This is a genomic window from Exiguobacterium artemiae (assembly GCF_033342815.1).
GTDB classification, from domain to species: Bacteria; Bacillota; Bacilli; order Exiguobacteriales; family Exiguobacteriaceae; genus Exiguobacterium_A; species Exiguobacterium_A artemiae_A.
Genome location: NZ_JAWPEN010000019.1, coordinates 20,294 through 34,695, shown reverse-complemented (window position 1 = coordinate 34,695; position 14,402 = coordinate 20,294). Strand labels below are relative to the sequence as shown.

General features: G+C 47.7%; 11 protein-coding genes. All 11 read left to right on the top strand.

The window, feature by feature from the left end; translation table 11 throughout:
- The first annotated feature begins 25 nt into the window (after positions 1-25).
- The 11 genes from rpoB to rplW all read left to right on the top strand — a co-directional run bounded on the left by rpoB (position 26) and on the right by rplW (position 14,370).
- A complete protein-coding gene (gene rpoB, locus R7V76_RS14630; RefSeq protein ID WP_147512552.1) occupies positions 26-3,583 on the top strand; it encodes a DNA-directed RNA polymerase subunit beta in 3,558 nt (1,185 codons plus the stop codon).
- 20 nt (positions 3,584-3,603) lie between these two features.
- Positions 3,604-7,203: a DNA-directed RNA polymerase subunit beta' gene (gene rpoC / locus R7V76_RS14625; protein ID WP_290826993.1), complete on the top strand. Its 3,600-nt coding sequence runs from the start codon at positions 3,604-3,606 to the stop codon at positions 7,201-7,203.
- 80 nt (positions 7,204-7,283) lie between these two features.
- On the top strand, positions 7,284-7,535 hold the full coding sequence (locus tag R7V76_RS14620) for a ribosomal L7Ae/L30e/S12e/Gadd45 family protein (protein ID WP_012369003.1): 252 nt from the start codon (positions 7,284-7,286) through the stop codon (positions 7,533-7,535).
- A 125-nt stretch (positions 7,536-7,660) separates the two neighbouring features.
- Complete coding sequence (gene rpsL / locus R7V76_RS14615; RefSeq protein WP_012369004.1) at positions 7,661-8,083, top strand: 30S ribosomal protein S12; 423 nt, start codon at positions 7,661-7,663, stop codon at positions 8,081-8,083.
- Between the two features lie 49 nt (positions 8,084-8,132).
- Positions 8,133-8,603 carry a 30S ribosomal protein S7 gene (rpsG, locus tag R7V76_RS14610; RefSeq protein ID WP_012369005.1) on the top strand — a complete coding sequence of 157 codons (471 nt, stop codon included), beginning with the start codon at positions 8,133-8,135 and terminating at the stop codon, positions 8,601-8,603.
- Positions 8,604-8,727: 124 nt separating this feature from the next.
- Positions 8,728-10,806 (top strand): elongation factor G, encoded by a 2,079-nt coding sequence (fusA, locus tag R7V76_RS14605; RefSeq protein WP_290826989.1) that lies wholly within the window; start codon positions 8,728-8,730, stop codon positions 10,804-10,806.
- A gap of 117 nt (positions 10,807-10,923) precedes the next feature.
- Positions 10,924-12,111, top strand: coding sequence for an elongation factor Tu (gene tuf / locus R7V76_RS14600; RefSeq protein ID WP_026834301.1), 1,188 nt, complete (start codon positions 10,924-10,926; stop codon positions 12,109-12,111).
- A 318-nt stretch (positions 12,112-12,429) separates the two neighbouring features.
- Positions 12,430-12,738: a 30S ribosomal protein S10 gene (rpsJ, locus tag R7V76_RS14595; RefSeq protein ID WP_012369008.1), complete on the top strand. Its 309-nt coding sequence runs from the start codon at positions 12,430-12,432 to the stop codon at positions 12,736-12,738.
- Positions 12,739-12,806: 68 nt separating this feature from the next.
- Positions 12,807-13,433 carry a 50S ribosomal protein L3 gene (gene rplC, locus R7V76_RS14590; protein ID WP_012369009.1) on the top strand — a complete coding sequence of 209 codons (627 nt, stop codon included), beginning with the start codon at positions 12,807-12,809 and terminating at the stop codon, positions 13,431-13,433.
- A gap of 29 nt (positions 13,434-13,462) precedes the next feature.
- Complete coding sequence (gene rplD / locus R7V76_RS14585; RefSeq protein WP_012369010.1) at positions 13,463-14,086, top strand: 50S ribosomal protein L4; 624 nt, start codon at positions 13,463-13,465, stop codon at positions 14,084-14,086.
- Positions 14,086-14,370: a 50S ribosomal protein L23 gene (gene rplW / locus R7V76_RS14580; RefSeq protein WP_012369011.1), complete on the top strand. Its 285-nt coding sequence runs from the start codon at positions 14,086-14,088 to the stop codon at positions 14,368-14,370. The genes rplD and rplW overlap by 1 nt, the downstream gene beginning before the upstream one ends.
- Positions 14,371-14,402: the final 32 nt, after the last annotated feature.

The window sequence follows — 14,402 nt, the reverse complement described above, 5'->3', positions numbered from 1 at the left end:
GAACTGGGTCTGAGAGGTGAATCAGTTGACTGGTCAACTTGTTCAGTACGGTCGTCACCGTCAGAGAAGAAGCTATGCACGTATCAGCGAAGTTCTAGAACTTCCAAACCTTATTGAGATTCAAACGAATTCATACGAATGGTTCCTACGGGAAGGTCTTCGTGAGATGTTTCATGATATCTCGCCGATTTCTGACTTTACGGGAAATCTCGTATTAGAATTCATCGACTACTCGCTCGGAGAGCCGAAGTATTCGATTGATGAATCAAAAGAGCGCGATGTGACCTATTCGGCACCACTACGCGTAAAAGTCCGTCTTCAAAACAAAGAGACGGGTGAATTGAAGGAACAAGAAGTATTTATGGGTGACTTCCCGCTTATGACGGAGTCGGGAACATTCATTATTAATGGTGCGGAACGAGTCATCGTTTCCCAGCTTGTTCGTTCGCCAAGTGTGTATTACAACAATAAGTTAGATAAAAACGGTAAACGTGGATTTTCGGCAACGGTCATCCCGAACCGTGGAGCATGGCTCGAACTTGAGACAGATGCGAAAGATATCGTATACGTCCGAATCGACCGCACGCGTAAGATTCCAGTAACGGTTCTTTTACGTGCTCTTGGTTTCGGTACGGATCAGGAAATCATCGATCTCCTTGGAGATGATGAGTACCTCCGTAACTCCCTTGAAAAAGATAATACAGAAACAACGGAAAAAGCCCTCATCGAGATTTATGAGCGTCTGCGTCCGGGAGAGCCACCGACTGTCGAAAATGCGAAAGCACTTCTCGTGTCACGGTTCTTTGACCCGAAACGCTATGATTTGGCAAACGTTGGTCGTTATAAAATCAATAAGAAGCTTCATCTGAAGAATCGTCTGTTCGGGCAAAAACTTGCGGAAACGCTTGTCGATCCGGAAACAGGCGAAGTAATCGCAGAAGAAGGAACAGTTCTTGACCGTCGTATGCTCGACAAAGTCTTGCCATTCCTTGAAGGATCTGTCGGTTACATCGAAGCGACGCCAACTGGCGGCGTAACGCAAGGCGAAGCCTTCAACTTACAATCGATCAAGGTGTTCGCACCGGACGATGCTGAAGGTGAACGCATCATCAATATCATCGGTAACGGTAACATCGATCGTGACATCAAGCACATCACGCCTGCTGACATGATTGCTGCCATCAACTATTTCTTCAACTTGTTGCATGAAGTAGGAACGACAGACGATATCGACCACCTCGGTAACCGTCGTCTCCGTTCAGTCGGTGAATTGCTCCAAAACCAGTTCCGGATCGGGCTTTCCCGTATGGAGCGTGTCGTCAAGGAGCGGATGTCGATTCAAGACCAGAATGCGATCACGCCACAGGCATTGATCAACATTCGTCCTGTTATCGCATCGATTAAAGAGTTCTTCGGTAGCTCGCAGTTATCACAGTTCATGGACCAAACGAACCCGCTTGCTGAGTTGACGCACAAACGTCGTCTCTCTGCACTTGGACCCGGTGGTCTCACACGTGAGCGTGCCGGCTTTGAAGTCCGAGATGTTCACTACTCGCACTATTCCCGTATGTGTCCGATCGAAACGCCGGAGGGTCCGAACATCGGGCTGATCAACTCACTGTCTTCGTTCGCGAAAGTCAATGAGTATGGTTTCATCGAAGCACCATACCGTCGTGTCGATCCGGAAACGGGTGTCGTCACAAATGAAATTCACTACATGACGGCCGACGAAGAAGATCTCTACGTCGTCGCACAGGCAAACATGTTGTTGACGGAAGAGAAGACGTTCCAGGATACACACGTCTTGTCACGTTTCCGTGGACAAAACTTGTCTGTCGAACCACCTCGTGTCGACTACATGGACGTTTCACCGAAACAGGTTGTTTCGGCAGCGACGGCATGTATCCCGTTCCTAGAGAACGATGACTCGAACCGTGCCCTCATGGGAGCGAACATGCAACGTCAGGCCGTACCTCTTCTTGATCCGGAATCACCGATTGTCGGTACCGGGATGGAGTACGTGTCTGCAAAAGACTCAGGGGCTGCTGTTGTTGCAAAACATTCAGGTATCGCTGAGCGTGTAACGGCACGTGAAATCCTTGTCCGTCGTACGACGGAAGTCGATGGCAACATCGTTCAAGGTGAGCTTGACCGTTACAAGATCCAAAAATTCATCCGTTCTAACCAAGGAACGTGCTATAACCAAAAACCAATCATCAAAGTAGGAGATCCTGTCGATAAAGGCGAGATTCTTGCAGATGGTCCATCGATGGACGGTGGGGAACTTGCGCTTGGTCGTAACGTACTCGTCGGTTTCATGACATGGGATGGTTACAACTACGAGGATGCTGTCATCATGAGCGAACGTCTCGTGAAAGACGACGTCTACACATCGATCCACATTGAAGAGTATGAGTGTGAATCACGTGATACAAAACTCGGACCGGAAGAGATCACTCGTGACATTCCGAACGTCGGCGACGACGCCCTGAAAAACCTCGACGACCGCGGAATCATCCGTGTCGGTGCTGAAGTAAAAGATGGGGATATCCTAGTCGGTAAAGTTACACCTAAGGGCGTAACGGAATTGACGGCTGAAGAACGCCTGCTTCACGCAATCTTCGGTGAAAAAGCACGTGAAGTCCGTGATACGTCACTTCGTGTTCCACACGGCGGCGACGGCATCATCCTTGACGTGAAAATCTTCGATCGTGATAACGGCGACGAACTGTCACCTGGTGTCAACCAGTTGATCCGTGCGTACATCGTTCAGAAGCGTAAGATTCACGAAGGAGATAAAATGGCGGGACGTCACGGTAACAAAGGTGTTATCTCACGTATCCTGCCAGAAGAAGACATGCCGTACATGCCAGACGGCACACCAATCGACATCATGTTGAACCCACTTGGTGTACCATCGCGGATGAACATCGGGCAGTTGCTCGAGCTTCACCTTGGTATGGCTGCACGCCAACTCGGAATCAAAGTCGCATCACCGGTATTCGATGGTGCACGTGAGGAAGATGTTTGGGCAACGATTGAAGAAGCCGGTATGGACCGCGACGCTAAAACGATCCTGTATGATGGACGTTCTGGTGAAGCCTTCGATAACCGCATCTCGGTTGGTGTCATGTATATGATCAAACTCGCCCACATGGTCGATGATAAACTTCACGCACGTTCGACGGGTCCTTACTCGCTCGTTACGCAACAGCCGCTCGGTGGTAAAGCCCAGTTCGGTGGACAGCGTTTCGGTGAGATGGAAGTATGGGCACTTGAAGCATACGGTGCCGCTTATACGCTCCAAGAGATCCTGACAATTAAATCCGATGATACAATCGGTCGTGTTAAAGCATATGAAGCGATCGTTAAAGGCGAAAATGTACCACAACCGGGCGTGCCGGAATCGTTCCGAGTCCTCATTAAAGAGCTTCAATCCCTTGGTATGGATGTTAAGATGATGTCTGCCGAAGATGAAGAAATCGAAATGAAAGACGACGACGAGGACAACATCCCGAACGCGACTCCAGCACTCGAAGAAGTTCAAGCGCCTGTCGCACCAGTTGTTACTGAAGAGGAATAAGCGAAAGGGAGGTCCACCCCTTGGTAGATGTTAATAGATTTGAATATATGAAAATCGGCCTCGCTTCCCCTGAAAAGATCCGTTCGTGGTCTTTCGGGGAAGTGAAGAAGCCGGAAACGATCAACTATCGTACGCTCAAGCCAGAAAAAGACGGCTTGTTCTGTGAACGGATTTTTGGTCCAACCAAAGACTGGGAATGTTACTGCGGAAAATACAAACGGATCCGTTATAAAGGAATCATTTGTGACCGTTGTGGCGTTGAAGTAACGAAGTCGAAAGTCCGTCGTGAGCGCATGGGTCACATTGAACTTGCAGCACCGGTTTCGCACATCTGGTACTTTAAAGGAATCCCAAGTCGTATGGGTCTCGTCCTTGATATGTCACCACGTGCACTCGAAGAGATCATTTACTTCGCGTCGTACGTCGTTACAGATCCGGGCGAATCGACACTCGAGAAAAAACAACTTCTTTCAGAAAAAGAGTACCGCGCATACCGCGAGAAATTCGGTAGTTCGTTTACCGCTGAAATGGGTGCGGAAGCTGTTCGTAAATTGCTCCGTGACGTTGAACTCGATAAAGAAGTAGCCGGTTTACGTGAAGATCTTCGAATGATTCAAGGCCAACGTCGTACACGTGCGATCAAACGCCTTGAAGTCCTCGATGCTTTCCGCAACTCGGGCAACAATCCGGAGTGGATGGTTCTTGAAGTACTTCCTGTCATCCCGCCGGAACTCCGTCCGATGGTCCAGCTTGATGGTGGACGTTTCGCGACATCTGACTTAAACGACTTGTATCGTCGTGTCATCAACCGTAACAACCGTCTCAAGCGTCTTCTTGACCTTGGCGCTCCGAACATCATCGTTCAGAACGAAAAACGGATGTTGCAAGAAGCGGTCGATGCCTTGATTGATAACGGTCGCCGCGGTCGTCCGGTTACTGGACCGGGTAACCGTCCATTAAAATCTCTTTCACATATGCTGAAAGGGAAACAAGGACGTTTCCGTCAAAACTTACTCGGTAAACGAGTCGACTATTCTGGTCGTTCGGTTATCGTCGTTGGTCCAAACCTGAAGATGTATCAATGTGGTCTTCCGAAAGAAATGGCCCTTGAACTCTTCAAACCGTTTGTCATGAAAGAGCTTGTCTCACGTGGCATCGCACCGAACATCAAGAGTGCAAAACGGAAAATTGAACGTGTTCAACCTGAAATCTGGGATGTGTTAGAAGAAGTCATCCGTGAGCACCCGGTTCTCTTGAACCGTGCCCCGACGCTTCACCGTCTCGGTATCCAGGCGTTCGAACCGACACTCGTCGAAGGTCGCGCGATTCGTCTTCACCCGCTCGTATGTACGGCTTACAACGCCGATTTCGATGGTGACCAAATGGCGGTTCACGTACCACTTTCAGCAGAAGCACAAGCAGAAGCACGTCTTCTCATGCTCGCTGCACAAAACATCTTGAACCCGAAAGACGGTAAGCCTGTTGTTACACCATCGCAGGATATGGTCCTCGGTAACTACTACCTAACGCTTGAGCGTGAAAACGCAATCGGCGAAGGTAAAATCTTCTCGACGGTGAACGAAGCGTTGATTGCCTACCAAAATGGGTATGTCCACTTCCACACACGTGTTGCGATTCCAGCCGGCGTTCTGAAGAACCCGACATTCACGGAAGCACAAAACGAGAAATTATTGGTTACGACGGTCGGTAAGTTGATCTTTAACGAGATCCTCCCAACGACGTTCCCATACTTGAATGAACCATCGATGAACAATCTGCAGGAAGCAACGCCTGATCAGTACTTCCTTGAAAAAGGAACGGACATCGCGGCTGAAATCAAGAGCCGTCCGATCATCGAGCCATTCAAAAAAGGATTCCTCGGAAATGTCATCGCGGAAGTCTTCAAGCGTTTTGAAACGACTGAAACAAGCCGCATGCTTGACCGAATGAAAAACCTTGGTTTCAAACACTCGACACGTGCTGGTATTACGGTTGGTATCGCTGATATCATCGTACTTCCGGATAAACAGGAAATCCTGGTCGAGGCACAAGATAATGTTGACCGCGTTATGAAATCGTACCGTCGTGGTCTCATCACGGAAGAAGAGCGCTATGAGCGTGTCGTTAAATCGTGGAATGACGCGAAGGATGAAATTCAGTCTCGTCTGATGAAATCCCTCAACCGTTTGAACCCGATCTTCATGATGAGTGACTCCGGTGCCCGTGGTAACGCGTCAAACTTTACGCAGCTTGCAGGGATGCGTGGACTCATGGCCGCTCCAAGTGGACGGATCATCGAGCTCCCGATCAAATCTTCGTTCCGTGAGGGTCTGACGGTTCAGGAATACTTCATCTCGACGCACGGTGCCCGTAAAGGTCTTGCCGATACAGCCTTGAAGACTGCCGATTCAGGTTACCTGACTCGTCGTCTCGTTGACGTCGCGCAAGATGTTATCATTCGTGAAGATGATTGTGGTACGGATCGTGGTATCCGCGTCACAGCACTCCGCGAAGGAACGGAAGAAATCGAAAACCTCTACGACCGCCTTGTCGGCCGTACGGCGTTCGAAAAAGTCGTTCACCCGGAAACAGGAGCAGTCCTCGTTTCAACAAACGAACTCATCGACGAAGATATCGCGCGTGCCATTACCGACGCAGGCATCGACAACGTTGAGATTCGTACAGCCTTCACTTGTAATACAAGTCACGGCGTCTGTAAGAAATGTTACGGACGTAACCTTGCGACTGGTAACGACGTCGAAGTCGGCGAAGCAGTCGGAATCATCGCGGCACAATCAATCGGTGAGCCAGGAACGCAGCTTACAATGCGTACCTTCCACACAGGTGGGGTTGCCGGAGACGATATCACACAAGGTCTCCCGCGTATCCAGGAGTTGTTCGAGGCCCGTAACCCGAAAGGTCAAGCGGTCATCTCGGAAATCGATGGACAAGTCATCGACTTTACGGAGTCGCGTGATAAGCGTGAGTTGACGATTCAAGGTCTGAGCGAAACACGGACATACACGATTCCTTTCGGATCACGTCTTCGTGTTCAACTCGGTGAAGAAGTCAAAGCCGGACAAGTGTTCACGGAAGGTTCAATCGACCCGAAAGAACTCTTGAACGTCAAAGGTGTATCAGGCGTACAGAACTATCTTCTTCAAGAAGTTCAAAAAGTATACCGGATGCAAGGGGTTGAGATCGGTGACAAGCACGTCGAGGTCATGGTACGTCAGATGATCCGTCGCGTCCGCGTCATCGAGTCTGGTGAGACATCACTCTTACCAGGTTCGCTAGTTGATATCAGCACATTCAAAGAAGCATGTAAAGAAGCGCTCCGTGCCGGTAAAGCACTCGCTTCGGCTAAACCAGTTCTCCTCGGTATTACAAAAGCGTCGCTTGAGACGGATTCGTTCCTATCAGCTGCTTCGTTCCAGGAAACTACTCGTGTCCTTACGGATGCGGCGATTAAAGGGAAGAGCGACTACCTTCGCGGCTTGAAAGAGAACGTTATTATCGGTAAACTTGTTCCAGCTGGTACAGGAATGACACGTTACCGTCAAATCGGTCTCGAGATCGCAGGCGAAGCACCTGTAGAAGCAGATTCTCCTGTAGAATAAAACGCCTTGACACGCCGGTATGGCGGTGCTACTATGATATAGTGTTGCCAACCGGCTGTGTTATTTTGGAGGATATCTTCATGTCTTACAAAAAAGTAGTCGGCGCAGATTTGAAGTTTGTCGGTCAAAAGCAAACGCTCAAAGCATTGCGATCTGGCAAGGCGTCGGAAGTGATCATCGCAGATGACGCAGATGAACACGTAAAGCAAGCATTGCTCGATGCGGCGAAACAAGCAAACGTTCCAGTCGTGAACGTTCCTTCTAAGCTTGAGCTTGGTAAGGCTTGTGGAATCGACGTTGCAGCAACTGCTGTTGCTATTAAGAAAGTTTGATAATACGTTTTGTGTGGCGATGGAATGCCTGAGCCACGCAAAACGTTTCATTATGACTTTCGATGAACCACCCGGCTCGGTGGTTTTGAAACTTGTCATGAATTCAGGAAGGGAGGATCTCAAAGATGCCTACTATCAACCAATTAGTCCGTAAAGGACGTCAATCAAAAGTTGTGAAATCAGATTCGCCAGCGCTGAACAAAGGGTACAACAGCTTTATCAAAGCTCGTACTGACATCAGCTCACCACAAAAACGTGGTGTTTGTACTCGTGTAGGTACAATGACTCCGAAGAAACCGAACTCGGCTCTTCGTAAGTACGCACGTGTGCGTTTAACGAACACAATGGAAGTAACAGCTTACATCCCAGGTATCGGCCACAACTTGCAAGAACACAGTGTTGTTCTTATTCGCGGCGGTCGCGTAAAAGACTTACCAGGGGTACGTTACCACATCGTTCGTGGTGCACTCGATACAGCTGGAGTTGACGGCCGTATGCAAGGTCGTTCGAAATATGGTACTAAACGTCCAAAAGCAGCAAAAAAATAATCTAGATATCAGAAGATATCACCTCACTATATGAAAGGAGGGACTCGGAATGCCACGTAAAGGTCAAGTAGAACGCCGTGATGTAATGGCTGATCCGATCTACAACTCTAAACTCGTTACCCGCCTTATCAACCGTCTTATGTTAGATGGTAAAAAAGGTACTGCTCAACAAATCTTATACAAAGCTTTTGAAGCTATCGCTGAACGTTCAGGTCGCGATGCAATGGAAGTTTTTGAAGAGGCGATGAACAACATCATGCCAGTTCTTGAAGTTAAAGCACGCCGCGTAGGTGGAGCTAACTATCAAGTTCCTGTCGAAGTCCGCCCTGAGCGCCGTACGACACTTGCACTTCGTTACCTCGTGAACTACTCACGTCTCCGTAACGAAAAAACAATGGATGCTCGTCTTGCTAACGAAATCATGGACGCTGCAAACAACACTGGTGCTTCAGTTAAGAAGCGCGAAGATATGCACAAAATGGCGGAAGCGAACAAAGCGTTTGCTCACTACCGCTGGTAAAACCGGAATTAACCACCTCATCTATGCCATTTTGTATGGAAATATGAGGTGGCTTTCGGGTATAGTCATGACGTGTGGCAACGCACGGACACTAAACTAAAATGCGAAAGGAGAATGTTTAAAGATGGCAAGAGAATTCTCCCTTAAGAACACCCGTAATATCGGGATCATGGCCCACATCGATGCTGGTAAAACAACAACGACTGAGCGTATCCTCTATTACACGGGTCGTATCCACAAGATTGGTGAAACGCACGAAGGTGCTTCACAAATGGACTGGATGGAGCAAGAGCAAGAGCGTGGAATCACGATTACATCTGCAGCAACAACTGCACAATGGAAAGGTAACCGCGTAAACATCATCGATACACCTGGACACGTAGACTTCACTGTTGAAGTTGAACGTTCACTCCGTGTACTTGATGGTGCGGTAGCAGTACTTGATGCTCAGTCTGGTGTTGAGCCACAAACTGAGACAGTATGGCGCCAAGCTACAACTTACGGCGTACCACGTATCGTTTTCGTTAACAAAATGGATAAAATCGGTGCAGACTTCCTGTACTCGGTTGGAACGCTTCGCGACCGCCTTCAAGCTAACGCACACGCAATCCAAATCCCAATCGGCGCAGAAGATGAATTCAAAGGAATCATCGACCTCGTTGAAAAGAAAACATACATGTACGGTAACGACCTCGGTACTGATATCGAAGAAACTGAAGGTTTCCCTGCAGAATTCGCAGAAGAAGCTGAAGAACTTCGTGCATCATTAATCGAAGCAGTTGCAGATTACGAAGAAGAAATGATGATGAAATACCTCGAGGGCGAGGAAATCACGATTGAAGAGCTTAAAGCGGGTATCCGTAAAGCGACTCTTACAGTTGATTTCTACCCAGTTCTCGTTGGTTCGGCATTCAAGAACAAAGGTGTTCAGCTTATGCTTGACGCAGTCCTTGACTACCTCCCATCACCAGTCGACGTAAAAGCAATCACAGGGATTAACATGGATACAGAAGAAGAGATCGTTCGTGAGTCAACTGACGAAGCGCCATTCTCTGCACTTGCATTCAAAGTTATGACTGACCCGTATGTTGGTAAATTGACGTTCTTCCGTGTGTACTCTGGTACAGCTTCGGCAGGATCTTACGTCAAGAACTCAACAAAAGGGAAACGTGAGCGTCTCGGACGTATCCTTCAAATGCACGCGAACAGCCGTGAGGAGATCCCAATGGTCTTCGCTGGTGACATCGCAGCAGCTGTAGGTCTTAAAGATACTACTACTGGAGATACGCTTTGTGCAGAGAAAGACAACGTCGTTCTCGAATCAATGACATTCCCAGAACCAGTTATCTCGGTCGCAATCGAACCAAAAACGAAAGCTGACCAAGATAAAATGGGTCAAGCACTCGCTAAGCTTGCTGAAGAGGATCCAACATTCCGCACTGAAACTAACCCAGAGACTGGTCAAACGATCATCTCAGGTATGGGTGAGCTTCACCTCGACATCATCGTTGACCGTATGCGTCGCGAGTTCAAAGTCGAAGCAAACGTTGGTGCTCCACAAGTAGCTTACCGTGAAACGATTCGCCAATCGGCGAAAATCGATTCTAAGTTTGCTCGTCAATCAGGTGGTCGTGGTCAATATGGTCACGTCGTCGTAGAATTCGAGCCAAACGAAGAAGGTGCTGGCTTTGAGTTCAACAACAAAATCGTCGGTGGTGTTGTTCCACGTGAATACATCCCAGCGGTTGAACACGGAATCGAAGAAGCGCTTCAAAACGGTATCCTTGCTGGTTATCCAGTAGTTGACGTTAAAGCGGCACTCGTTTTCGGATCGTACCACGATGTCGACTCAAACGAGATGGCATTTAAAATCGCGGCTTCAATGGCCGTCAAACAACTTAAAGATAAGAGCGGCGCTGTTATCCTTGAGCCAATGATGAAAGTTGAAATCGTTATCCCAGATGAATACATGGGAGACATCATGGGTGATGTTACATCACGCCGTGGACGCGTTGAAGGTATGGAAGCTCGCGGGAACGCTCAAGTCGTTCGTTCGATGATTCCACTTTCAGAGATGTTCGGTTACGCTACTGGTCTTCGTTCACGCACACAAGGTCGCGGAACGTACTCGATGCACTTCGATCACTACGAAGAAGTACCGAAATCAGTTGCTGAAGAAATCATCAAAAAAGCAAACGGCTAATCCTTCACAGGTTGTCACGCTTTTATGATTAGTGTAAGCTAAGGAAGGTGTACGTTATTCGACGATTCACCTTCCTAGTTATAAAATATTATTAGACACATAGAGGAGGAATTCAGAATGGGTAAAGAAAAATTCGACCGTTCTAAACCGCACGTTAACGTTGGTACAATTGGCCACGTCGACCACGGTAAAACAACTTTAACAGCAGCTATTTCAGCTGTACTTGCAAAAGCACAAGGTAAAGCTGCAACTAAGTTTGACCAAATCGATGGTGCTCCAGAAGAGCGCGAGCGCGGTATCACTATCGCAACAGCTCACATCGAGTACGAAACAGAAAAACGCCACTATGCACACGTTGACTGCCCAGGTCACGCTGACTATGTTAAAAACATGATCACTGGTGCTGCACAAATGGACGGCGCGATCCTCGTTGTTTCTGCAACTGATGGTCCAATGCCACAAACACGTGAGCACATCTTGCTTTCACGTCAAGTAGGTGTTCCTTTCATCGTAGTATTCATGAACAAAGTCGACATGGTTGACGACGAAGAGCTTCTTGAACTCGTTGAAATGGAAATCCGCGAACTTCTTTCTGAGTACGACTTCCCAGGCGATGACCTCCCAGTTATCCAAGGATCTGCTCTCGGCGCGCTTAACGGCGAAGCTAAATGGGAAGAAAAAATCATGGAACTCATGACAGCTGTTGATGAGTACATCCCTGAGCCAACTCGTGACACTGAAAAAGACTTCATGATGCCAGTTGAGGATGTTTTCTCAATCACTGGTCGTGGTACAGTAGCTACTGGCCGCGTTGAGCGTGGAGTTCTTAAAGTCAACGACGAAGTTGAAATCGTTGGTCTTCACGAAGAAACTAAAAAATCAGTATGTACTGGTGTAGAGATGTTCCGTAAGCTTCTTGACTATGCTGAAGCTGGCGACAACATCGGAGCACTTCTCCGTGGTGTATCACGTGACGACATCGAGCGTGGACAAGTTCTCGCGAAACCAAACACAATCACACCGCACAAAACTTTCAAAGCGCAAGTTTACATCCTTTCAAAAGAAGAGGGTGGCCGTCACACGCCATTCTTCGGTAACTACCGTCCACAGTTCTACTTCCGTACAACTGACGTAACTGGTATGTGCCAACTTCCTGAAGGAACTGAAATGGTAATGCCTGGGGACAACATCGAATTGACTGTTGAACTCATCGCGCCAATCGCTCTTGAAAAAGAAACTCGTTTCTCAATCCGTGAAGGTGGCCGTACAGTAGGCGCTGGATCAGTTACAGAAATCGTTGAGTAATTTTTAAGATTTAAAGGTCTTCCGTCTCCCGTGACGGAAGGCCTTTTTTCATTTCTTTGAAAACAGTCTTGCAACATGGTCAGACATCTTATATACTGAGGAAAGTGTTTGTGCGAGTGGTGAGAGACTTGAAAACAAATTCTATTTTTATTTTACTTGCATTCCTGCTTGGAATTAAGTAAACTAGGATATGTTGGTCACAAACACAACGCGATGAAGCGGGAGGTTATGACACACCAGGCGGCATTGCCATGGCTAGTGTGGAAATTTCCGCGGAGAATGTCTATTTACAAAATAGGCGAAAAGGAGGGAAACAACATGGCAAATGAAAAAATTCGGATCCGTTTGAAAGCATACGATCACCGCGTGCTTGATCAATCGGCTGAGAAAATTGTCGAAACAGCAAAACGTTCTGGTGCTACTGTATCTGGTCCGATCCCACTCCCAACGGAGAAAGCGATCTACACAGTACTTCGTGCCGTTCACAAGTACAAAGATGCTCGTGAGCAGTTCGAAATGCGTACACACAAACGTTTGATCGACATCGTTAACCCAACACCGAAAACAGTTGATGCGCTTATGCGTCTTGAACTTCCATCGGGCGTTGACATCGAAATCAAACTTTAATTTTTCTTCTATAAATAGTTGATACTAGCCAGAAGATCAAAATCATTCAATATTAGGAGGTGTATCTCATGGCTAAAGGAATCTTAGGAACTAAACTCGGTATGACACAAATCTTCAACGAGTCAGGCGAAGTAGTACCAGTTACTGTCGTTTCAGTAGAAGGTAACGTTGTTCTTCAATTGAAGACAATGGAAGTGGACGGTTACGAAGCAGTCCAACTCGGCTTTGGTGATATCAAAGAAGGTCGTCAAAACAAACCGCAAAAAGGTCACGCAGCGAAAGCTAGTGCGACACCTAAGCGCTTCATTAAAGAAATCCGTACATCTGTAACAGATTTCGAAATCGGTCAAGAGATTAAAGCAGATACTTTCGCTGCAGGCGAAATGGTTGATGTAACAGGTACGTCGAAAGGTAAAGGTTTCGCTGGAGCAATCAAGCGTCACAACCAATCACGTGGTCCAATGGCTCACGGTTCGCGTTACCACCGTCGCCCAGGTTCAATGGGTCCTGTCGCTCCAAACCGTGTATTCAAAGGGAAATTGCTCCCAGGACGCATGGGTGGAGAGCAAGTCACTGTTCAAAACCTTGAAATCGTAAAAGTTGATGTAGAACGCGGCTTACTCCTCGTCAAGGGTGCTATCCCAGGCGCACGTAAGAGCCAAGTTGTCGTCAAAACTGCGGTAAAAGGCAACTAATTTGTTTGCAAGGAAAGGAGGAATAACGAATGCCTAAAGTAGCTTTGCTTAACCAAACAGGTACACAAGTTGGAGACATCGAGTTGGCAGATGCCGTTTTCGGAATCGAGCCAAACGAAGCAGTCGTATACGATGCAATCGTCATGCAACAAGCTTCACGTCGCCAAGGTACACATGATACAAAAGGTCGCTCGGAAGTTCGCGGTGGCGGCCGTAAACCATGGAAACAAAAAGGTACTGGTCGTGCACGCCAAGGTTCGATCCGTTCGCCACAATGGGTTGGCGGTGGAACAGTCTTCGGTCCAACACCACGTTCGTACGCTTATAAACTTCCTAAAAAGGTTCGTCGTCTCGCATTACGTTCAGCACTTTCTTCGAAAGTCGCTAACAACGAGTTCATCGTTCTTGAAGGATTGACAATCGATGCTCCGAAAACAAAAGACATGATTTCGGTCTTCGCTGCTCTTTCAATCGAACGTAAAGTCCTCGTCGTTACTGCTGATTACAACGAGACAGTCGTTCTTTCAACACGCAACATTCCTGGTGTCACAGTCGTTGACGCTGCTGGAGTAAACGTCCTTGATCTTGTCGCACACGACAAAGTCATCTTCACGAAGGATGCTGTTGCGAGAGTAGAGGAGGTGCTTGCATAATGGCAAACGCACACGACATTATCAAACGTCCTGTAATTACTGAACGCTCAGTGAACCAAATGGCTGAGAAAAAGTACACGTTCGAAGTAGACGTAAAGGCATCTAAGACGCAAATCAAAGATGCAGTTGAAGCGATCTTCGGCGTTAAAGTTGAAAAAATCAACACACTTATCTCAAAACCAAAAGCAAAACGCGTAGGTCGTCACGCTGGTTACACAGCACGCCGCAAAAAAGCGGTCGTCACGCTTACTGCAGATAGCAAAGAACTCGATTACCTCGGTTAATCGGTACTCTGTAGAAAAGGAGGGAACTCTCG